The sequence below is a fragment of the Pseudomonas sp. NPDC089743 genome (genome assembly GCF_044748785.1).
GTDB lineage: Bacteria > Pseudomonadota > Gammaproteobacteria > Pseudomonadales > Pseudomonadaceae > Aquipseudomonas > Aquipseudomonas putida_X.
Window position 1 is genome coordinate 239,960 of sequence record NZ_JBIVGS010000004.1, and the last position, 22,303, is coordinate 262,262.

At 63.8% G+C, this 22,303-nt stretch carries 10 protein-coding genes; 8 read left to right on the forward strand and 2 right to left on the reverse strand.

Annotated elements, in window-relative coordinates; all coding sequences use genetic code 11:
- The first annotated feature begins 22 nt into the window (after positions 1-22).
- From ACIPZC_RS10290 to ACIPZC_RS10310, 5 genes are all read left to right on the forward strand, one after another.
- On the forward strand, positions 23-10,561 hold the full coding sequence (locus ACIPZC_RS10290; protein ID WP_400626668.1) for a VCBS domain-containing protein: 10,539 nt from the start codon (positions 23-25) through the stop codon (positions 10,559-10,561).
- Positions 10,562-10,596: 35 nt separating this feature from the next.
- Entirely contained in the window at positions 10,597-12,105 is a 1,509-nt protein-coding gene (locus tag ACIPZC_RS10295) for a TolC family protein (RefSeq protein WP_400626669.1), read from the forward strand.
- A gap of 271 nt (positions 12,106-12,376) precedes the next feature.
- Positions 12,377-14,269, forward strand: coding sequence for a penicillin-binding protein 2 (mrdA, locus tag ACIPZC_RS10300; protein ID WP_400626671.1), 1,893 nt, complete (start codon positions 12,377-12,379; stop codon positions 14,267-14,269).
- 99 nt (positions 14,270-14,368) lie between these two features.
- Complete coding sequence (locus ACIPZC_RS10305; protein ID WP_400626673.1) at positions 14,369-15,676, forward strand: substrate-binding domain-containing protein; 1,308 nt, start codon at positions 14,369-14,371, stop codon at positions 15,674-15,676.
- A gap of 171 nt (positions 15,677-15,847) precedes the next feature.
- Positions 15,848-16,912 (forward strand): TerC family protein, encoded by a 1,065-nt coding sequence (locus ACIPZC_RS10310; RefSeq protein WP_400626675.1) that lies wholly within the window; start codon positions 15,848-15,850, stop codon positions 16,910-16,912.
- A 62-nt stretch (positions 16,913-16,974) separates the two neighbouring features.
- On the opposite strand, the gene ACIPZC_RS10315 is transcribed toward ACIPZC_RS10310, so the two are convergent.
- Positions 16,975-18,204 (reverse strand): acyl-CoA dehydrogenase, encoded by a 1,230-nt coding sequence (locus tag ACIPZC_RS10315; protein ID WP_241805218.1) that lies wholly within the window; start codon positions 18,202-18,204, stop codon positions 16,975-16,977.
- Between the two features lie 139 nt (positions 18,205-18,343).
- Here ACIPZC_RS10315 and ACIPZC_RS10320 point away from each other — a divergent pair, with 139 nt between their 5' ends.
- Both ACIPZC_RS10320 and ACIPZC_RS10325 read left to right on the forward strand, forming a co-directional pair.
- Positions 18,344-19,270, forward strand: coding sequence for a LysR family transcriptional regulator (locus ACIPZC_RS10320; RefSeq protein WP_400626677.1), 927 nt, complete (start codon positions 18,344-18,346; stop codon positions 19,268-19,270).
- 166 nt (positions 19,271-19,436) lie between these two features.
- Positions 19,437-20,591 carry a cysteine desulfurase family protein gene (locus ACIPZC_RS10325; RefSeq protein WP_400626679.1) on the forward strand — a complete coding sequence of 385 codons (1,155 nt, stop codon included), beginning with the start codon at positions 19,437-19,439 and terminating at the stop codon, positions 20,589-20,591.
- Positions 20,592-20,624: 33 nt separating this feature from the next.
- Here the strand turns inward: ACIPZC_RS10325 and nfsB are convergent, their stop codons facing one another.
- Positions 20,625-21,278, reverse strand: coding sequence for an oxygen-insensitive NAD(P)H nitroreductase (nfsB, locus tag ACIPZC_RS10330; RefSeq protein ID WP_241805221.1), 654 nt, complete (start codon positions 21,276-21,278; stop codon positions 20,625-20,627).
- A 103-nt stretch (positions 21,279-21,381) separates the two neighbouring features.
- Between nfsB and ACIPZC_RS10335 the strand changes: the two genes are divergently transcribed.
- Complete coding sequence (locus tag ACIPZC_RS10335; protein ID WP_400626681.1) at positions 21,382-22,272, forward strand: LysR family transcriptional regulator; 891 nt, start codon at positions 21,382-21,384, stop codon at positions 22,270-22,272.
- Positions 22,273-22,303: the final 31 nt, after the last annotated feature.

The window sequence follows — 22,303 nt, forward strand, 5'->3', positions numbered from 1 at the left end:
GAACTTCTGGGCAGGGATGAGAATGGACATCAAGAGCAGAGCTGGCTTTGTCACTGCCTCGCGCCCTCGGTCGCACACCGTTGCCCTTGAGCAACGCATTCTCTTCGATGGCGCTGCAGCCACCGCTGTCGATCAACAGCACCACAGCGATGCCAGCGATGCCCAGAGCAAAGATACCAGCCACCCTGCGCCGACCGCCAGCGAAGCGCAGACTGGCGCTGCGCCAACCACGCCACGCAACCTGGTGGTCATCGATGCGCGCGTGGAAAACCGCGACCAGTTGGCTGCCAACCTGCCAGCCGGTACCACTGCGTTGGTGGTGGACCCTGGCCAGGATGCCATCGCTGCCATCAGCACTGCCTTGGCGCAACTGGGCAAGGTCGACGCCATTCAGGTGTTCTCCCATGGCGCTTCAGGCCAGTTCACCCTTGGCAATCAGGTGTTCACCAGCCAGACGGTCGAACAGTTGGGTGACCGCCTGAGCGCCTGGCGCAGTGAGCTGAACGCAGGTGCAGATATTCAGCTGTATGGGTGTGATGTGGGTACCGGCAGCGCGGGCCAGGCGCTGGTCAACGAACTGGCACGCTGGACCGGTGCTGACGTTGGCGCATCGAGCAATGCCACAGGCAACGCGCTGGCCGGCGGCGACTGGCGCCTTGAGGTCAGCAATGGCGACATCGACAAAGCCATTGCCCTGGCAGCGACCACCCTCGACAGCTTCCAGGGCCTGCTGGCCGACGCCAGCCCTAGCGCCAGCCTGGCTAGCAGTGGCGCCGAGGTGCAGTTGGGCGAACAGTTCACCTTCACCGTCAGTTTCAACAACCCGTCGAGCCAGGAAGGCTACGCCCCCTTCCTCGATGTGTTCATGCCGGCCAGCGGGCGCGACGGCGATGATGGTGCCACCTTCGTCTCCGCCACCTACCTGGGCCAGGCGGTGAACAGCTTCGTGATCACGTTCGATGCCAACGGCAATGCCACCCACCCTCTTGCCAAAGATGCCAGCGGCAACGCGCTGGTCATCAACGCAGCCAGCGTAGGCATGAAGCCCGGTGACCAGATGGTGGTGCTGCAGTTGCCTTACGCCAGCGTCACCAACGGCCAGCCCAGCATCGACATCCAAATTACCGCACAGTTGAGCAACCTGGCCGATACCAACTATTCCGACGGCTCGCCCAACCTCACCATCAATACCCGTGCGGGCTTTGAATACGGTAACGATTCGCTGAACAACCCGGTGCAGGACCCAAGCCTGGTGGAGAGCGCCCTGCACAGTTTCATCGTGACGCCCACCCTGCTCAAAGTCACCCAGACGTTGAACATGCCAGAGGGCGAAACGGTCACCGGGCCCAACTTCACCCGCACCCAGACCGTCACCGTCACCCCGGCCCCCGGGCAGACCCTGAGCAATGTCACCGTTACCCAGACCGTGCCTGACCAGGTACACGTCAGCGCCATCACGCCAGGGCCGGGCGGCACCCTGACCTCGATCACCTTGCATGACGGCACCGTCCTGACCAACCCGGCCCTCATCGCTCTGGCACTGGCGAACCCCAATGCCTTCGTGGCCAGCTATGACATCCACTACGACACCCTCAGCGCCGCCAGCACGACGCAAGTCAGTTTCTATGTACCGGAAATCGACGCCAACGGCCGACCGGTGATCGACCCGAGCACCGGTAACCCGGTAACGATCAACTTCGGCACTGCCAGCGTGTCGGGTGACTGGAACCCACTGGACCCACGCGACCGCCCCACCGCCCCGGAAGGCTACCCATTCGACGAAACCGGCAACGGCCAAGGCGTGACCTTCGTCGCCAAGTCGATAACCCTGCTCAAACAGGTCAACCTGCAAAACGACGTCGGCACCACCGGCCTGACACCTGGCGACACCTTGCGCTACACCCTGGATGTGGCGATCTCCGATTTCTTTGCCTTCGGTGAGAATATCCTTGAACAAGGCCAGTTCACCCTGACTGACCTGCTCAGCGATGGCCAGACATTCGACCCAAGCAACCCGCCGACCCTGCTCGTCCAACAGCATGGCGCCACACAGAGCATCACCCTGATCTACACCCAGACCGTGAATGCCGACGGCAGCACGACGCTGGTCTTCGACGTTGCCGAATCCATTCGCCAAGCGGTAGCCGGCCCCGGCGTTGCGGCCCTGTTCGGCGACCTCTACGACGACACCCTGCAGGAAGGCGCCACGCGCCTGAGCATCGTCTACGACGCCCAGATCGACGCCACCTACACCACCGACCACCCGCCCCACGACCAGCTCAACGAGGGCGACAGCGTTGGCAACAACGCCACGGTGGAGGCCACCGTGCTGCGCGATGCGGTCAACATCGGCGGCAGGCAGACCGATGGTTCGGCCACCACCAGCACCATCCAGTCCTCCACCGTCGATATCGAACTCACCCAGGTCAATGGTGGCAACCCACCCAGCAGCGGCGAACTGCGCCCGGGCGACGTGGTGACCTTCACCATCAGCTACGACCTGCTGGTAGCCGACTACGAGAACTTCAAGCTCACGGCCTACCTGCCCCTGCCCCTTCTCAACGCGGCCGGAATCAACTGGAGCTTCGGCACAGGCGTTGGCCAATGGTCGTTCGGCAGCGGCAATACCATTCTCGACGTGCCGGACAGCGTTACCACCGGGCCCGGCAATGCGATCGTCTTCGACTTCGGCAACTACGTGTCCGGGGGGCTGGACGGCGGTACGGTGCAAGTGCGTTTCACCATGGTCGTGGGCGATCAGCCTTTTGCCGACCAGCGCGCACTGGATGTGCTGGCGCAATCGAGCCAGACCACCACCGTTGACAAGACCGTACTCACATCATCGGATGTGGCGGTCATCGAGTCGGTCGCCGAACCGGTGTTGGACATCAAGCACGGCGTGGTAGCCAGCAGCAATGGCACAGTCACCGGCACCACCGGCAGTTGGGCGGCGCCCGGCAGCAGTGGCGTGCCGTTCAGCGGCAGCGTCACCAGCCTGGCCGCGGTGGACGGCAATGTCAGCGGCATCGATGGCGCCGACACCCTGCGGCTGGCCACTGCCCTGAAAAACAGCGGCGGCGGCGGTGCTTACGACGTCAGCACCAGTATCACACTGCCTGCAGGGCTGTCGTTTGCAGGGGGCAGCCTGGGTGCGGCCAACCTGCAGATCTACCGCGGCGACGGCACGCTGCTGGTGCAGGGCACCGACTACAGCGTCAACGGCAACACCATCACGTTCCTCGACGCCAACGGTCTGGCCACCTTGCTGGCCGGCCGGGCCGGCACCGCTGCTGACCTTTCCGGCAGCAACGTGGTGGTCATCACCTATGACGTGACCGTGGCCAACGCCATCCTCGCCTCCAGTACCCTGCAAAGCACCGCAGCACTGACCAACTATGCCAGCGTCGACGGCGGCCAGGACTTCACCCCGACCGATCTGGTCGAGGTCGCCAACCAGCAGGTTGCCGCCCCGACCGTCAGCAAGACCTACAAGGACGGCGCCCTCAGCGAGGATGACTCGAGCGCCACGCACACCACTGGCAGCAACCTGGTGATCGGCGAAAGCATCACCTACGACATCGTGGTCACCTTGCCGGAAGGGGCCACGGGCAGCCTGCGCATCAGTGACCTGATCCCCCCCGGGCTGCGCCTGGACCCGCGCTTCAACGGCAACCTGGGGTACGAAATCATCACGACCACGGCAGGCAGCGCTGCCTTGGCGGCCAACTTCAACGGTGTGCTCAACGTCAACCCGGTGGCCCTGGATGGCAGTGACGGCGCCGACCTGCTGCTGTCGTTCGGCAGCGCGGGGAGCACTGCCGACAATATCATTGGCAACAACAGTTTCGTCATCCGCCTGGTGCTGGTGGCCAGCAACGTGGCCGGCAACCAGCAAGGCACGCCACTCAACAACGATGCTCGGCTGGTGTACAGCGACCCGGACGGTGACACGCCCAATGGCGCCACGGCGGTGGACCGCAGCATCAGCAGTGCCCAGCAACCTGGGGTGACCATCGTCGAGCCCACCCTGAGCGTCACCCAGCAGGTGACCTCGACCCCATCCTTCGGCGGATTCGACGAAGGCGATACCGTCACCTTCACCATCACCGTGGCCAACAACTCTGGCACTGACGCCTTCGACATCAGCCTGCTGGATGTGCTGCCGACCGAGATCGACAACCTGGTGATCAGTGGCACGATCCAGTACAACGGCGGGGCCAGCAACAACGGCGGCCTCGATTTCGTCATCCTCAACGGCCAACTGGTGACCGCCAATGGCGCCAACATCGACATTGCCAACGGCGGCAGCATCGTCATCACCCTGTCTGGCGTGGTCAACGCCACTGCCGCAGGCGAAGCGGCGATCCCCAACAATGTCGAAGTGCGCTGGAGCAGCCTGAACGGCACCAGCAGCACGACCGACACCGCCAATGGCGAACGCAGCGGCGACGACGGCCGGCTCAATTCAGGCGCACTCAACGATTACCGCGTGTTGAGTGCGCTGCTGATCCCGGTCACCAATGGCATTCAGGTATCTCGAGTAGGCGGCGTGGCCGATACGCCCCCGGCCACCAACAGCGGCGGCGCTACCGACACCAGTGGTTTACAGGAGGCCGTGGTGGTCGGGGAAATCGTCCGTTACCGCGTTGCGGTGCTGGTGCCCACCGGCGACAACCCCGATTACCAGATCCGCATCGAACTGGCGGCGGGCCTGGAGTTCATCCCCGCCGACCTCAACACTATCCTGATTGCCATGGTGTCGAGCCAACTGGGGGGCCTTACCACGGACGCCACCGACCTGCTCAGTGGCGGAACGTTGTACATGACCGGCAACCAGGACAGCGCTGTGGCACTGCCGATCCAGGCAGACCTCAGCGGCACGACACCGTCCGGCACCTTCGACGGCACCAACGCCGGGCGGCTGGTGATCACCACCCATGCCGACGGCAGCCAGACCATCACTTTCAACCTGGGCAACCTGACCAATACCGAGACCAACGACAGTGACATCGAAGGGGTGATCCTGGAGTTCAACGTGCGGGTCAACAACGTGGCCGGCAACCAGGCCAACAGCCAGTTGGGCATGACGGTGTTCGAACACGTGGGCGAAAACGGCGGCGTGGACCGGGGCAAGAGCGATACCCTGTTCGAGCGGATCGTCGAGCCCAGCTTCAGCAACCTGGACAAGTCGGTGATCGACGTGTCCCCAGGCAGCGGCACCACCGATGCCACCGTGTCGGTGAGTTTCACCCAGAATGGCGAAGCGCCGGCCTACAACACACACCTGGCCGACCAGTTCCCCAGTGGCAGCAACTACCAGGTGCAAAGCATCCTGCTCAACGGCGTGGCGCTGGACCTTGGCAATCTGCCCAGTGGGGTGACCTTCAGCGATGGCACGGCAATCGCGGTGGACTTCGCCCGGCTCGCGCCCAACGACTCGGTCCAGGTGATCTACACCGTCACCTTGCCCAATGTCACCATCGCCGACAATGCCGCCAGCGCCGCCGTACTGACGTGGACCAGCCTGCCCACCGACTTCGAAACCACCGGCTGGGGTGGCTCGCTCCCCGCAACCGCCGGTGGCGCTAGTGGCGAGCGCACCGGGCAGGACGGCGCCAATGGCTTGAACAACTATATCCTCAGCGAAGGTGCCGGCATGGGCGTGGTCCAGGGCACGCTATGGGACGATACGCGCAGCGCTACCGACGACGTCAACCCGGACGGCCCTGGCCTTGACGGCATCGGCGTCAGCCTGACCTGGGCCGGCGAGGATGGCGTGTTCGGCAGTTCCGATGACCGTACGTTCAACACCGTGACTGCCAATGGTGGCCTCTACCAGTTTGCGCTGCTGCCTTCGGGCAGTTACCTGATCGCAGTGGCACAGGATCACCAGGCCAGTGCCAACAACAACTTTCATGTGCGCATCGATACCGACAGCGGCGCTGCGGCTGTCGGGCTGGGCAGCATAGGCGTCACCCTCGCCGAAGGCTCGACCGGTACCGCCGATGCAGGTTATGTGCATGTGAACGAAGCGCCGATCAACACCGTCGCCGATCAACACGGCCAGGAAGACACGGTGTTGCACATTGGCGGTCTGGTCACCAGTGACGTGGATGTGAACGCAGGCACTGTCGATGGCGTCATGACCATCACCCTGACGGTGGTGCATGGTGTCATCTGGCAGGCCGCCACCCCGCCTGCGGCCACTGCCACCCCCCCAACCGGTGCAGGCCGCAGCCTGGTGCTCAGCGGTACCCTGGCCGAGCTGAACGTACTGCTGAGTCAGCTGTATTACAAAGGTGATCCGGACTTCAATACCTTCCGCGACCGGGAAACCCTGACCATGGTCACCAATGACCAGGGCAACTTCGGCGATGCGCCTCTGAACGGTGATGGAGTACCTGGGCAGAACCCCGCCGACGCGCTTACCGACACGGACGTGATGAATATCGTCATCGACCCGGTCAACGATGCACCGATTGCCAACGCCGACCTGGCCACGGCAGTGGAAGCCGGTGGGTTCAACAACGACGACCCAGGTGTGAACCCTACCGGCAACGTCCTGAGCAACGATACCGACGTCGATGTACAGACCAACAACGACGTGCTCACCGTGACCCGTATTGCCAACGACATCACGCCCGGCGGCGTGGCGGTGGCAGCCAATGGCGTCACCACCCTGCAGGGGCTGTACGGCACCTTGTCCATTCTCGCCGGCGGCGGCTTCCAGTACATCGTCGACAACGACAACCCTGCCGTACAAGCGCTGCGCACAGCGGGTGATTTTCTCACCGAGTCGTTCGGCTACCAGATTGCCGACAGCGGTGGTTTGACCAGTAGCGCTGTGCTGCAGATCACTGTCCGTGGCGCCAATGACACCCCCGTTGCCGTAGCCGATACCGCCACGGCAACGGAAGCCGGTGGCACCAACAACGGCACGCCAGGGCAAGATGCCATCGGCAATGTGCTAGCCAACGACACCGACGTGGACGCTGTGGCACTGGGCGAAACCAAACAGCTCAGCGCGGTGCGCTACGACGGCCCGGGCGGCGGTCGCATCATCCCGGTTGTCAGCGGCCAGCCGGTCAACCTGACGGCGACTTTCGGCACGTTGACGATCAATACCGACGGCAGCTACCGCTATGTCGTCGACAACAGCAACACAGCCGTGCAGGCGCTGTCCCCAGGGCAGACGCTGGTCGAGCAGTTCACTTACCAGATGGTCGATACCGATGGCTTGAGCGCCGTGAGCGTGCTGGTCATCACCGTCCAGGGCGCCAACGATGCCCCGGTGGCCGTCGACGATCGGGGCAGTGCCAGTGCAGGGGCCAGCGACAACAGCCCAGCGCCGGTCAACGCCTCGGGCAACGTGATCACCGGCAATGGTGGCGTGGGCGCCGATACCGACGTTGACAATCTGGACCAGCCACCCGCTACCCAGCTCAAGGTTGACGGTGTGCGCAGTGGGCTGGAAAGCGCAGGTGGCGTGCTCACGCAGGTGGCCAGCGGCGCGCCCGCCGTCATCACCGGCTCAGTGGCCCGGTTGGCCGACAACAGTCTGATCAGTGGCAACTTCGGCCAGCTCACCCTCAATGATGACGGCACCTACAGCTTCGTGGTCAATAGCGCTGACCCGGCCATCCGCGCACTCACATCCGGGCAAAGCCTGAATGTGATCTTCACCTACCAGATCCAGGACAGCGGCGGGCTGACCGACCGTGCGCAGTTGGTGATCACGGTCACCGGGGTCAACGACCCGCCCGTGGTCAACCCGGTCAGCATCGACGCGATCGAGGCTGGCGGGCTGAACAACGCAAGCCCAGGCCTGGACCCTAGTGGCAGCATCCGTGCGGCGTACAGTGACCCGGATGGCGACACCCTGACCATCAGCGGCGTCATCAGCCCGAACGGCATCAACGGCGCGCCGGGCCAAGCCCTGGCCGGCAATTACGGCAGCCTGGTGCTCGATGCCCAGGGCAACTACCGCTACGTGGTGGACAACGGCAACAGTGCGGTGCAGGCACTGCGCAGCGATGCCGACAGGCTCACCGAGGTCTTCCAGTACAGCGTCAGCGATGCCAACGGCAAGGTCGTCACGGCAACCTTCACCGTGGTCATCCATGGCCGCAACGACACCCCATTGGCGGCCAACGACAACGCCATTGCCATCGAAGCCGGTGGCAGCAACAACGGCACACCAGGGCAGCCAGGCAGCGGCAACGCCTTGAGCAATGACAGCGATGTGGACGCAGGCGACAGCAAGACGGTGGATGGCATTTACCTGGGTACCCTGGCAGCCGGCGGTACCTTCATTCAGGTCAACGCAGGCACGACCGTGGTCGCCGGCAGCTATGGCACGCTGAGCATCGATGCCAATGGCAACTACAGTTACACCGTCAATGACAGCCTCGCTGCCGTGCAAGCACTCAAGGCCGGTGAGCGACTGCGCGAAACCTTCGTCTACCGCATGCATGACACTGCCGGTGCCAGCGCCCAAGCGCAAATCAACATCACCGTCGAAGGCCGCTACGATGCTCCGGTAGCTCGCGACGACCTTGCCTACGCGGTAGCGGTGGACGACGACGGCACGGGTGGGCGCAACCCCACCGGCAATGTGCTGAACAACGACACCGACGTGGATGCCAACGATACCAAGACAGTCACCGCCGTGGGCGTGGGCGCCGAAAGCAGCAACCCTGGCCTCGACCCACTGACCGACAGCGCGACCGTCACCACGCGCTACGGCACCCTGACCCTCAACGCCGATGGCAGCTACCGCTTCGTCGTCAACTCCAACGACCCCGACATCATTGCCCTCGGCGCGCTGGGCTTCGTCATCCAGCGCTACACCTATCAGGTGACCGACGCTGGCGGGCTGAGCGACACTGCAACGCTGACCATTCTGATCCGTGGCGAGAACCAGCCGCCCGTTGCCGCCCCCGACCAGGGCCAAGCGGTCGAAGCGGGCGGCATGGACAACGGTATCCCGGGCAGCGACCCCAGCGGCAACGTAATGGACAACGACAGCGACCCGGATTCCGTCAACATCCTGTTCCCGGAAGTGCTCGAGGTGCTGGCGTTCTGGACGGGCGACGGCCCGCTGCCAGGCAACGCCAGCCAGGTCGGGCAAACCCTGCGCGGCCAGTATGGCGACCTTACATTGAATGGCGACGGCAGCTGGAGCTATGTCCTGGACAACAGCCTGCAGGCAGTACAGGCACTGCGCGTCAGCGGCCAGACCGTGGTGGACAATTTCACCTACTTGCTGGCAGACGTCTGGGGCGGTACCGCCAACGGCCTGCTGACCATCACCATCGACGGGCGCAATGACTACCCTACCGCCAATGATGACACCGCCACCGCGGTGGAAGCGGGTGGCGTGAACAATGCTACGGCGGGCGTCGACCCCAGCGGCAATGTGCTGGATAACGATACCGATATCGACGGCACGCAGTACGGCGAGACGAAGACCGTGGTGCAGTACACCAGCGAAAACGGCAGAACCGCAGCCGCCGGCCAGGTGCTACAAGGCCTGTACGGCACTCTGCTGATCAATGCAGACGGCAGCTACCGGTACGTCGTCGACAACAGCAACCCGACCGTGCAGGCCATGCGCAGCGCTGGCCAGTCGCTGCAGGAGGTGTTCACCTACCGCATGCGCGACACCGACGGCGTCACCTCGCAGGCGCGCTTGAGCGTGACGGTGCAGGGCGCCAACGACAACCCAGTGGCCCGCGACGATGCCAATACAGCCAGCGACCAGGTACCGGCACCGCACACCAGCGGCAACGTGCTACCCAATGACAGCGATGTGGATGCCGGCGACGAGCTGACGGTGACCGCCATCCGTGCCGGGCAAGAGTCCGGCGCTGGGACCGCCGGCGTGATCGGCCGGCCGGTCGCTGGCCGGTACGGCACCTTGGTGCTCAATGCCGACGGCAGCTACACCTACACCATCGACCTGAGCAATCCCGACGTGCTGGCGGCTGCGGGCCTTGGGCAGGTACTCAAGGACTACTTCACCTACACCCTCAGTGATCTGGCGGGAGCCACCGACCAGGCTGAACTGGTCATAACGCTGGATATCGCCAGCCCATTCATTCCCGCCGGCCCTCATCTGGACAGCAATGGCAGCGACGGCCTGACGGGCCTGCCGCTGCCGAACGTCAACCCAGCGGTTTTCGTCGCACCGGTGGTGGAACGCATCAACGAAAGCCTGACCCTGTCCGCCTGGAGCGCCGATGGCAGTGATGTGCGCCTGTTCGCCACGCCAGAAATCGAAAGCCAGTCGCTCGGCAGCGAGCTCGGGCAGGTCGCAGGGCAATTCGTCGCCAGCGCAGTCTCACAAAGCCGGCGGGCCAGCGCCGAGGACCAGAACTGGATCGACGGCCGCCACGGCGTCATCAGCCTCACCGCAGACGGCCTTTTGCCCGACCCTTCGCTGTGGGCAACGGCGCAAGCCGACATGGTGGCGCAACCGGGTGAAAGCTCACAGCCAGCGCAGGGCTTTCGTGCGCAATTGCGAGAAGCCGCGCAGCGTCGTGGCAGCGTAGCCCCCTGACGCCGATACATACACGGATGGACCAAGGACTGCCTATGTCAGTATCGACCTGTAAAGCCCTGAGCACTTTCACTGCTGTCAGCGTGCTGCTCAGCGCCTGTTCGGCCTTCGCACCCAAGCCCTACACCGAGGACCAGATGCGCCAGCGGGTGATCGAAGACCAGGCCCGCATGTACAAGGAGCAGGAGCCGGTCAATGGACCGATCACCTTCTACGAGGCCTCGGCACGCGCCCTCAAATACAATCTGGACTACCGCCTGAAACTTCTGGAAAGCGCGCTGGCATCTGACCTGCGCGATGTCTCCAGCCACGAGATGCTGCCGCGCCTGGTAGCCTCCGCCGGCTATGCCGGGCGCAACAATGACTCCGGGGGCACATCGATCGGCATCGAGGACCGCCAGGTCAGCTTGCGTCCGTCCACTTCCGAAGAACGTTACCGCACCCTTTACAGCCTCGGGCTGTCGTGGAGCCTGCTGGATTTCGGGGTCGCCTACTTCCGCACGCAACAGAAGAACGACCAGATGCTGATGGCCGAGGAGCGCCGTGAAAAGGTCGCGCAAAACGTGCTGCAGGATGTGCGCAACGCTTACTGGCGCGCCCTTGGCGCACAGCGCCTGCTGCCCGAGGTCGACGGCCTGCTGATGCGCACCCACCGCGCCCTGACCTCAGCTCGCGAAGCGGAAGGCAAAGGCCTGCTGCCGCGCCAGGACATCCTCGCCTACCAGCGCGCCCTGCTCGATTCGGTGTACATGCTCACCGTACGCCGCCAGGACCTGGAGTTCGCCCGCGCCGAGCTTGCCGCGCTGATGTCGCTGCCACCCAACACCCGCATGGTGCTGGCCGACGTCACCGAGCAGCCGCTGCCCCTGCTGACCAGCAACGTCGAACAGCTGGAGCGTTTGTCCCTGGAGCGCCGCCCGGAAATCATGGAAGAGTGGTATCGCAAACGCGTGAGCATGAACGATCTGAAGATCGCCAAGGCTCAGCTGTGGCCAAACGTGAGTTTCAACTACGGCTACGAGTATGACTCCAACAAGTACCTGTACAACAGTGACTGGAACCAGACCGGCATCAACGTCTCGATGAACCTGCTGCGCCTGCTGCAGTACCCGGACATCACGGCGGCGGAGGAAAGCCAGGAAAAGACCGATGACATGCGCCGCACAGCGCTGTCCATGGCGATTCTGACCCAGGTCCGCGTCGGCCTGTTGCGCTACCAGCTGGCGCGTCAGGAAGTAGAGTTTGCCGACGAAAGCCTGCGCGTCGACCAGAGCCTGCTCAACTACGCCCAGTCATCACGCAACGCCGCACTGGGCAGCGAGCTGGAATTGATCCGCGCCGAAGGCCGGCTGCTGCTGTCACGCTACCAGCGCGAAGCGGCCTACTCCGATGCCCAGGCTGCCTGGGGGCGCCTGTACAACTCGATCGGCTTCCGGGTCATGCCCAAGGAAATCGAGCAACATGACGTGAAGACCCTGGCGCGGGAGATCAAGCGAACGGTAGATCAACAGACGCGGGACAACCTGTTGGCGGCAGGCAAGTAGGCCACGCACCGGCGATGCATGAACAAATCTTCATAGTGCCTGTGAGCGCCCGGGCTGCGGGGTGAAACGCCGGATGCTCGGTTTTGCGCATGGCAGCTGTCTTGAGCGGAGCCCCCGGCACGCGTAGCATCGCCGCCCCGCATGCTTGTGGGAGCCGGCCTGCCGGCGATTCGAGTGCATGGCACTCGTCTACATCCATGTTGGCTGGCCTGGCGTAGTCGCCGGCAGGCCGGCTCCCACAGGTTCGCGTTCAGCCGACACATCACCGCCCATGCCCCAACCGATCCCTCTCAAAGACCACGAAAAGGAAAAGCACCTGGTCAACCGCCGGCTCCTGGCTTGCGCTGCCCTGGTCTTCAGCCTGGTCGCCGTGCTGATCGGCCGTCTCTATGTGCTGCAAGTACTGCAACACGACCAGCAAAGCGCGGTATCGGAAAACAACCGCGTACACGTGCTGCCCATCGCCCCCGAGCGCGGGCTGATCTATGACCGCAACGGCGTGGTACTGGCCGACAACAAGCCCAGTTTCGACCTGACCATGACCCGTGAGCGCGCCGGCAACCCGGCCAAGGTGCTCGATACCCTGATCCAGGTGCTGGGTTTGAGCGAGGATGAACGCAAGCAGTTCGACAAGGACCTGCGCCGTGGGCGCAAGCCGTTCGAACCGGTCACCCTGATGGTTGGCCTGACCGAGCAGCAGATCGCCCTGGTGGCAGTCAACCAGTTCCGCCTGCCCGGCCTGGATGTCGAACCGCAGTTCATCCGTGAATACCCGCTGGCCGAGCACTTTGCCCACTCGGTCGGCTATGTCGGGCGGATCAACGAAAAGGAAGCCAAGACCCTCGACAGCACCGAGTACCGCGGCACCCAGTCGATCGGCAAGACCGGTATCGAACACTTCTATGAAAGCCAGCTGCACGGCCACGTCGGCTATGAAGAGGTCGAGACCAACGCCCAGGGCCGGGTGATGCGCGTGCTCAACCATCAGGACCCGATCCCCGGCAAAGACATCCACCTCAGCCTCGACGCGCACCTGCAACTGGCCAGCGAAAAAGCCCTGGGTGACCGCCGCGGCGCGGTGGTGGTGCTCGACCCGGCCAACGGTGACGTGCTGGCAATGGTCAGCAACCCAGGCTTCGACCCCAACCTGTTCGTCAAGGGCATCAGTTTCAAGCAATACGCCGCCCTGCGTGACTCCATCGACCGGCCGCTGTTCAACCGCGTGCTGCGCGGGCTGTATGCACCGGGCTCGACGGTCAAGCCGGAAGTGGCCATCGCCGGCCTCGACAGTGGCGTGATCACCCCCGGCAGCCGGGTGTTCGACCCGGGTTACTACGAGCTGCCCAACTACGCGCACAAGTACAGGAACTGGAACCGCAGCGGCGATGGCTGGGTGGACATGTACACCGCCATCATGCGCTCCAACGACACGTACTTCTACGACCTGGCGCACAAGCTCGGGATCGACCGCCTGCACGACTACATGGCTGAATTCGGCCTTGGCCAGAAGGTCTCGCTGGACATGAACGAAGAGGCTTCGGGGTTGATGCCGTCTGCTCAATGGAAACGCGCCACCCGCCGCCAGGCCTGGTACCCCGGCGAAACGCTGATCCTGGGCATCGGCCAGGGCTACATGCAGGTCACCCCGCTGCAGTTGGCTCAGGCCACCAGCCTTCTGGCCAGCAAGGGCGTATGGCACCGCCCACACCTGGCTTTGACCGTGGGTGACGAAACACCGGTCGACCCGAACCCGATGCCGGACATCGTGCTGCACGACCGGCACGCCTGGGACCAGGTCAGCCAGGGCATGCAGATGGTCATGCATGACCCGCGCGGCATTGCCCGCGCCGCCGCCGCCGGCGCGCAGTACCGCATCGCTGGCAAGAGCGGCACGGCGCAGGTGGTGGCGATCAAGCAAGGTGAGCGCTACAACCGCAACAAGACACTGGAGCGCCACCGTGACAATGCCCTGTTCGTCGGCTTTGCACCCGCTGACCACCCGCGCGTGGTCGTGGCGGTGTTGATCGAGAACGGTGAGGCCGGTGGCCGGGTGGCCGGCCCTGTGGTGCGCGAGGTGATGGATGCATACCTGCTGGATGACCAGGGGCACCTGAAACCGCAGTATGCCGGTGATGCAGCGCCCAAGCAGGTCCCACACGCCTGAGGCTGCCCGGCACACTGATCGCCGGCACGCCCATAGTCACATTTCGGTCACGCTACCGTCGTAATCTGCCGGGCAATTCTGTGCCAAAGGTCGCCCGGCATGCTCCGTCTGTTGCTCTTGCTGCTTCACCTGCTCCCGCTGACGGCCGTGGCCGACCCCGTACACCTGCGGGTGCAAGGGTCCAACACCATCGGCGCGGCGCTGTTGCCCGCGCTGGTGCAAGGGCACCTGTGGGCGCAACAGGCAACGGCGATCGAGCAACGCCCGGGCGCTGTGGCCAATGAGACCGTGATAACCGCCGTAGACACCCACGGTCAGCCGCTGCGCATCGACATCGCGGCGCACGGCTCGAGCACCGGCTTTATCGCGCTTGGCCGTGGCGAGGCCGATCTGGCGGCAGCGTCTCGCCCCATCAACGATACCGAGGTGCGCCAGCTCAAGGCGCTGGGCGACTTGCGTGCAGCCGGTGCCGAGCAGGTGATCGGCCTGGATGGCGTGGCAGTGATCGTCCACCCCGACAATCCCCTGCCGCAGCTCACCACTGCGCAGTTGGCTCAGGTGTTTTCCGGCGCTATCGGCACTTGGGAGCAACTCGGTATCGCGGGGGGGCCAATCCACGTGTATGCCCGCGACGATCGCTCCGGTACTTTCGAGACCTTCAAGGCGCTGGTGCTGGAGCCGCATCAAGGTGAACTGGCCCCCGGAGCACAGCGCTTCGAGTCCGGTGACAGGCTGGCCGACAACGTGGTTGCCGATCGCCAGGCCATCGGTTTCAGCAGCCTGGCAGCCGTGCACGGGGCCAAGGTGCTGGCGATTGCTGAAGGCAATGCGCCGGCCATGCTACCTGAGCGCCCGCAAGTGGCCAGCGAGGACTACCCCCTCTCGCGCCGGCTGTATCTGTATCTGCCCGCCAACGCCAAACCTCAGGCCAAGGCCCTGGCGGAGTTCGCGCAAAGCCCTGCTGGCCAGTCGATCGTCGCTGAGCAGGGGTTCGTTTCACAGCAGATCCGGCCTCTTGCAGTGCCGGCGCAAGCCGACATGCCACCGCGCTACCGCAACCTGGCCCAGCAAGCGCAACGCCTGAGCGTCAACTTCCGCTTCCAGGAAGGCAGCGCCAGCCTCGACAACAAAGCCCTGCGCGATGTACAGCGGGTCGCCGACTACCTGCGCCAGGCCGGCAAGCTGCAAAGCAAGGCGGTGCTGGTCGGCTTTGGCGATCCCAAGGAAACACCAGGCCGCGCCGCCCTGCTCTCGCGCCTGCGAGCACAGGCGGTACGCCGTGAACTGGCGCGCGATGGCGTCGAGGTGCTGGAGGTCACCGGCATGGGCGACGAGCTGCCGGTCGCGGGTAACGAGCTGGAACAGGGGCGCTTGCGTAACCGCCGGGTGGAGGTTTGGGTGTACTGAGGCAGGCCGCCGCGCACGGGCTCAGGCAAAAATTTGTAACAGCACGCCACTCGGCATCACAGGGAAATGGGGCTAGGCTCAAATCCATGTGATACCGGGCCCCTCTGACGGCTGCGCGCCGCCATGTCGGATCACTGTTGCCATGCAACGTCGACAATCAAGGAGGGGCTCATGACAGCTCTACAGACCTTTCTCACAACCCCATTTCTCGGCACCAGCACCTGGTTGTGGCTGGTGTTCCTGGCCATCGTCATCGGGCTGCTGGTACTCGACCTGGGTGTGCTGCACCGCAAAGAACGCGAAATCGAAATGCGCGAAAGCCTGCTGCTGTACTCGGGCTATTTCAGCGTGGGCGTGTTGTTCGGCGCGTGGGTCTGGTATGAACTGGGCGCGCAGTCGGCGCTTGAGTTCTACACCGGCTTTTTGGTCGAACAGTCCTTGTCGATGGACAACGTGTTCGTCATGGCGATGATCTTCGGTTTCTTCGCCATCCCCCGCCGTTACCAGCATCGGGTACTGTTCTGGGGCATTCTGGGTGTGGTGTTCCTGCGCGCGATCATGATCGGCGTGGGCGCGACGCTGGTGCAGAACTTTGAATGGGTGCTGTACATCTTCGGGGCATTCCTGCTGTTTACCGGGGTAAAAATGGCGTTCTCGAAAGAAGACAGCCACCCCGACCTGGCCAACAACCCGGTACTCAAATTCGTCAAGCGGCACATGCGCGTGACCGACCAGATTCATGGTTCACACTTCTTCGTGCGCCTCACCCCGCCAGGCGAGAGCAAGGCACTGCGCTATGCCACACCGCTGTTCCTCGCGCTGGTGCTGATCGAGCTGGCCGATTTGGTGTTTGCGGTCGACAGCGTGCCGGCAATCTTCGCCATCACGCAGGACCCGTTCATCGTCTACACCTCGAACATCTTTGCCATTCTGGGTCTGCGCTCGCTGTACTTTGCCCTGTCGGCATTGATGCACCGCTTCGTGTACCTCAAGTACGCGCTGGCGCTGGTGCTGATCTTCATTGGCTGCAAGATCTTCTACCACGGTATGGTCGGCAAGGTGCCGGCACTGCTGTCGCTGGGCGTGACGTTCGGCTTGTTGCTCGGTGGGGTCGTGGTGTCGCTGATCAAGACCCGCGGCGAGAAAGCGGTCGTGGGCGACGTGCAAGGGGAGCAGCTCCCACCCACGCAGCCCGAAAGCGCCAAAAAGGAAGAAGACCCGCAATTGCGGGTCTGATCCCTGCATCTGCTGCGCACATTGCTTTCAGAATACCGAACAAGCGTTTATCGAGGCCGCGCTCACCGCCCGCTACGCAACATTTCAACCGGCACATATTTGCCGATCTCGTACTTGCCGATCGCCGCCCGGTGCACCTCATCCGGCCCGTCAGCCAGGCGCAAGGTACGCTGCATCGCGTACATGTATGCCAGCGGGAAATCCCCACTCACCCCTGCACCACCATGGAGCTGAATGGCACGGTCGATCACCTTCAATGCGACATTCGGCGCCACCACCTTGATCTGGGCGATCTCACTGCGCGCCACCTTGTTGCCGACCGTGTCCATCATGTACGCCGCCTTCAGGGTCAGCAGCCGCGCCATGTCGATTTCCATGCGTGAATCAGCGATCTTGTCGACATTGCCGCCCAGCCGTGCCAGCGGCCGGCCGAACGCCGTGCGCTCGACCGAGCGCCGGCACATCAACTCCAGCGCCCGTTCGGCCATGCCGACCGAGCGCATGCAGTGGTGAATACGGCCTGGGCCCAGGCGGCCCTGAGCGATCTCAAAGCCGCGACCCTCACCAAGGATCACGTTTTCGTAGGGCACACGCACGTTCTCGAACAGCACCTCGGCGTGGCCATGGGGGGCGTCGTCGTAACCGAACACGGGCAACGGCCGAACGATCTTAACCCCCGGTGCGTCAGTCGGCACCAGCACCATCGAGTGCTGCTGGTGGCGCGGCCCGTCAGGGTTGGACAGGCCCATGAAGATCATCACCTTGCAACGCGGGTCGCAGGCCCCGGAGGTCCACCACTTGCGGCCATTGATCACCCACTGATCACCGTCACGCACGGCAGTGGCGGCCATGTTGGTGGCGTCCGAGGAGGCTACGTCAGGTTCGGTCATGGCGAATGCCGAGCGAATCTCGCCCCGCAGCAGCGGCTCCAGCCACTGCTGCTTCTGCGCCTCGCTGCCATAGCGCACCAGCACTTCCATGTTGCCCGTGTCCGGCGCCGAACAGTTGAAGGGCTCCGGCCCCAGCAGCGAGCGGCCCATGATCTCGGCCAGGGGCGCGTACTCCAGGTTGCTCAGGCCGGCACCGTACTGCGACTCCGGCAAGAACAGGTTCCACAAGCCCTCGGCGCGGGCCTTGGCCTTGAGCTCCTCCATGATTGCGGTAGGTTGCCAGCGGTCACCTTCTGCAACCTGGCGCTCGAACACTGGCTCGGCGGGATAGACATGGGCATCCATGAACGCGGTGACGCGCTCGCGCAGAGCCTGGACCTTGGGTGAATAGGCGAAATCCATCGGGGCTACCTTCACGGTTCGAAGTACATGGGCAGAGCCTAGAGCAGCACAGCTCAATCCACCTAGTCTATTTTCTATGTGTATAAACATTCATAACCGATATATGATCGGCCGATAATTCCAACAAAGAGCGGCGCCCATGAACCTCAGCAAGGTCGACCTGAACCTGTTCATCGTCTTCGATGCCATCTATACCGAAGCCAACCTGACCCGCGCCGGGCAGATCGTCGGCATTACCCAGCCAGCGGTGTCCAACGCGCTCTCGCGCCTTCGCGAAACCTTCAACGACCCGTTGTTCGTGCGCACCGCCCAGGGCATGGTGCCGACCCCCATGGCGCAGAACATCATCGGCCCGGTGCGCAACGCCTTGGCGCTGCTGCGCACCTCGGTGCAGGAAAGCCGCATCTTCAACCCGCAGCAGGCCAACAAGACCTTCCGCATCAGCATGACCGACCTGACCGAAGCGGTGATCCTGCCCCCGCTGTTCCAGCGCCTGCGGCGCCTGGCGCCTGCGGTGCTGATCGAGAGCTTCCTGTGCAAGCGGCGTGAAACTACCAAGGAGCTGGCTGCAGGGCGCCTGGACTTTGCCGTCGACGCACCGTTGAACACCGATCCGCAAGTGCGCCATGTCAAGCTGATGCAGGACCGCTACGTCTGCGCCGTACGCCAGGGTCACCCGCTGGCCGACGCCAAGCTCACCGTCGAGAGCTACCTGGGCATGACCCATATCCATATCTCCAGCCGCCGAAACGGCCTGGGCTATGTCGACCTGGCGCTAGGCAAGATGGGTGTGCAACGCAAAGTCGCCCTGCGCTCGCAGCATTACCTGATGGCTTCCCAGGTGCTGCAACAGACAGACATGGCGATGACCGTGCCAGAACGGTTCGCCCGCCGCCACCAATTGCGCTACCAGCCTTTGCCGGTGGAAGTGCCTGCGCTCGAGACGCACCTGTACTGGCACGAAAGCACCGACCAGGATCCGGCCAACCGCTGGATGCGCGAGCAGATCATCGAGTTGTGCCAACGGGTAGTGGCTGAAGAAGAGCGGAGTTTGGAAAGCGCTTGAGCGTCGGCCTAGCTTATGAAACAACCTACGATCGGTCACTTTTGGAGAATAGTTTTCTACAGAAACGGGTAAACCATGAAAACAAGGGCAAAAATTTTCGCAGCGCCCGGGGTACGCTTGCTGCCAGGATCGCCGAACCCGCGGCGACAGCTACGGACCCACCGCCATGCCCAGCGCCCCACTCTATTTCGACTACGCCGCCACCACACCGGTAGACGACCGCGTCATTGAGACCATGCTCACCTGCCTCGGCCGCCAGGTGAACTTCGGCAACCCCGCCTCCTCGGGTCACGCCTACGGCCAGCGGGCTCGCGAGGCCGTGGAGCAGGCTCGCCAGCAAGTGGCCGAGCGTGTCGGGGCGAGCGCTGAAGACCTGGTCTGGACATCGGGCGCCACCGAGTCCAACAACCTTGCGCTCAAAGGCATCGCGCAAGGCATCGGCCAGCCAGGCCACCTGATCACCAGTGCACTAGAGCACAAGGCCGTACTCGATACCGTCAGCGAACTGGAGCGCCAGGGCTGGGCAGTCACCCGCCTGGCCCCGGACGCTGCCGGCCTGATTCAGCCCTACGACGTACAGGCGGCCCTGCGCGAGGATACCCGCCTGGTCTCGCTGATGGCAGTCAACAACGAACTGGGCACCGTCACCGATTTCGCTGCCATTGGCGAGCGCGTGCGTGCCCATGGCGCCCTGCTGCACGTGGATGCGGCCCAGGCGGTGGGCAAGCTGGCCATCGAGTTGCGGGCGATGGCGGTAGACCTGATGTCGTTTTCTGCCCATAAGGTCTATGGGCCAAAAGGCATTGGCGCGCTGTATGTCGGCGCTCGCGCACGCGCCTGGATGCGGGCCCAGATCCACGGGGGTGGCCATGAGCTTGGCCTGCGCTCAGGCACCCTGCCTACCCATCAGATCGTTGGCATGGGCAGCGCCTTCGCCCTGGCCGGCCAGCCTGGCGACAGCGAGCACCAGCGCATCGAGCAGCTCGCCCGGCGGCTGCGCGAAGGGCTGCTGGCCGTGCCTGGGGTCCGCCTCAACGGCTGCGCCCGCCAGCGCGTAGCGCATACCTTGAACCTCTGTATCGAGGCCCCGGGCTTCAACAGCCTGGCGCTGGCCAGGGAACTGGCGCTATCGAGCACCTCGGCGTGCAACTCGGCGAGTCACGCGCCGTCGCATGTACTGCTGGCGCTGGGGCTGGATGAGGCGCAGGCGCGCAAAAGCGTGCGCTTGAGCATCGGGCGGTTTACCAGCGAAGCAGAGGTGGACAAAGCGATCGAGGTGTTCGAACGCACAGTTGCGGGCGCTTCGCTGGCCTTGTGGTGAACCTGGCGTTACCGCTTGCTGCACCGGCCTCTCTCAGAGGAAGGTGAAGACCTTCGAAGCCGGCAGGCGCGATTTGTTCAGCCCGGCATTGAAGTCCGACTCGCTACGGTAACCCAGGCTCAGCACCACCACACTGGTGTACCCCTGCTCACGCAGGCCCAGTTCGGCATCCATGATCTTGCTGTCGAAACCTTCGATCGGCGTTGCGTCCAGCCCATGGGCGGCAGCGCCGAGCAATGCAGTGCCCAGGGCCAGGTAAGTCTGCTTCTCCATCCAGTGCTGCAGGTCTTTCTGGTCGTAGCGGTGCAGGCTCACATAATGGCGACGGCTCTGGTTCTGGCCGGCACGGGCCTGATCATCGCGAAAACGTCCGTCGGCCGCTTCCTGGTCGAGCACGGCGTCCAGGTGTGCTTCGGTCATGTCGGTGCGGGTACAGAACACGATCACATGGGACGCATCGAGGATCTTCGGCGTGTTGTAGGCAAAACCGTCCAGGGTGCTCTTGGCCAGGCGTGTCTTGCCCTCTGCGCTGTCGGCCACGATGAAGTGCCATGGCTGCGAGTTGACCGAGGATGGGCTGTGGCGCAGCTGCTCGAGCAAGGCGTCGATGGTGGCCTGAGGGATCTTGCGCGCGGCATCGTAGGCCTTGGTGGTGTAGCGGCCCTTGGCCAGAGAAACGGTATCCATGTTGCAACTCCTTAAGCGGAACGGGACGTGCGGCGCATATTATCTTTCCTGCCAATCAAAAAAAGCAGCAAAATGCAGCAACACTTTCACCCCTGGAGTGAAAATGCTCCGCATCACCGACCTCGAGCTGTTCGTGCGCAGCAGCGCACTGGGCAGTTTCACCGCCGCCGCCCACGAGGCCGACCTGCTGCCCGGGCAGGTCGCCGCTGCCATCAAACGCCTGGAGCGTGACCTCGACGTGCGCCTGTTCGCACGGACCACCCGCAGCCTGCGCCTGACAGCCGAGGGCGAGCTGTACCTGCCTACCGCGCTCAGCGTGCTGCAAAGCCTGCGCCAAGGCCGGGAGAACCTGCACGGCGCCAACAGCACCCTGCGTGGGGTGCTGCAGGTGTCGGCGCCCTCGGACCTTGGGCGCAATATCCTGCTGCCATGGTTGAGTGATTTCCGCCGCGAGCACCCTGAGCTGACCCTGCGCCTGCACCTGTCCGACCAAGTCGCCGACCTGTTCCGCGATCCGGTGGACGTGGCCATACGCTATGGCCTGAACGAAGAAGCCAACTACATCGCCCTGCCCCTGGCACCGTGGAATCGTCGTGTGCTGGTGGCCTCGCCGGCCTACCTCGCGCGTCACGGGCGGCCGCAGACGCTGGATGACTTGCAGCAGCATGCGTGCCTGCTTTACCTGCAACAGGGGCGTATCTACGACAAGTGGCGGCTGGGCAACCGTACCGTTCAGGTGAGTGGCCCACTGTTCAGCGACGATGCCGATGTGGTGCGGCGCTGGGCCATCCTTGGCGAGGGTATCGCCTACAAATCGTGGCTGGATGTCAGCGCCAATGTGGCAACTGGCGAGCTGCAAGTGCTGCTGCCGGAGCACCCGGGTGAACTGAGCCCGGTAACCTTGGTGTGCCCACACCGCAAGCAGCTGTCGCCTGGGGTATCGCAGTTGCATCTATGGCTGCGCGAGCGTTTCGCCGCGCAGCAGCCGCGCTGAAGCCTGCTGTGCACAATTATTCTAAACGCAG

What these genes read in the sequence shown, in the direction of transcription:
- ACIPZC_RS10310 (WP_400626675.1), top strand. Translation starts at nt 15,848, where the DNA reads ATGACAGCTCTACAGACCTTTCTCACAACCCCATTTCTCGGCACCAGC.
- ACIPZC_RS10315 (WP_241805218.1), bottom strand. Translation starts at nt 18,204, where the DNA reads ATGGATTTCGCCTATTCACCCAAGGTCCAGGCTCTGCGCGAGCGCGTC.
- ACIPZC_RS10290 (WP_400626668.1), top strand. Translation starts at nt 23, where the DNA reads ATGGACATCAAGAGCAGAGCTGGCTTTGTCACTGCCTCGCGCCCTCGG.
- ACIPZC_RS10335 (WP_400626681.1), top strand. Translation starts at nt 21,382, where the DNA reads ATGCTCCGCATCACCGACCTCGAGCTGTTCGTGCGCAGCAGCGCACTG.
- ACIPZC_RS10320 (WP_400626677.1), top strand. Translation starts at nt 18,344, where the DNA reads ATGAACCTCAGCAAGGTCGACCTGAACCTGTTCATCGTCTTCGATGCC.
- ACIPZC_RS10295 (WP_400626669.1), top strand. Translation starts at nt 10,597, where the DNA reads ATGTCAGTATCGACCTGTAAAGCCCTGAGCACTTTCACTGCTGTCAGC.
- nfsB (WP_241805221.1), bottom strand. Translation starts at nt 21,278, where the DNA reads ATGGATACCGTTTCTCTGGCCAAGGGCCGCTACACCACCAAGGCCTAC.
- ACIPZC_RS10325 (WP_400626679.1), top strand. Translation starts at nt 19,437, where the DNA reads ATGCCCAGCGCCCCACTCTATTTCGACTACGCCGCCACCACACCGGTA.
- ACIPZC_RS10305 (WP_400626673.1), top strand. Translation starts at nt 14,369, where the DNA reads ATGCTCCGTCTGTTGCTCTTGCTGCTTCACCTGCTCCCGCTGACGGCC.
- mrdA (WP_400626671.1), top strand. Translation starts at nt 12,377, where the DNA reads ATGCCCCAACCGATCCCTCTCAAAGACCACGAAAAGGAAAAGCACCTG.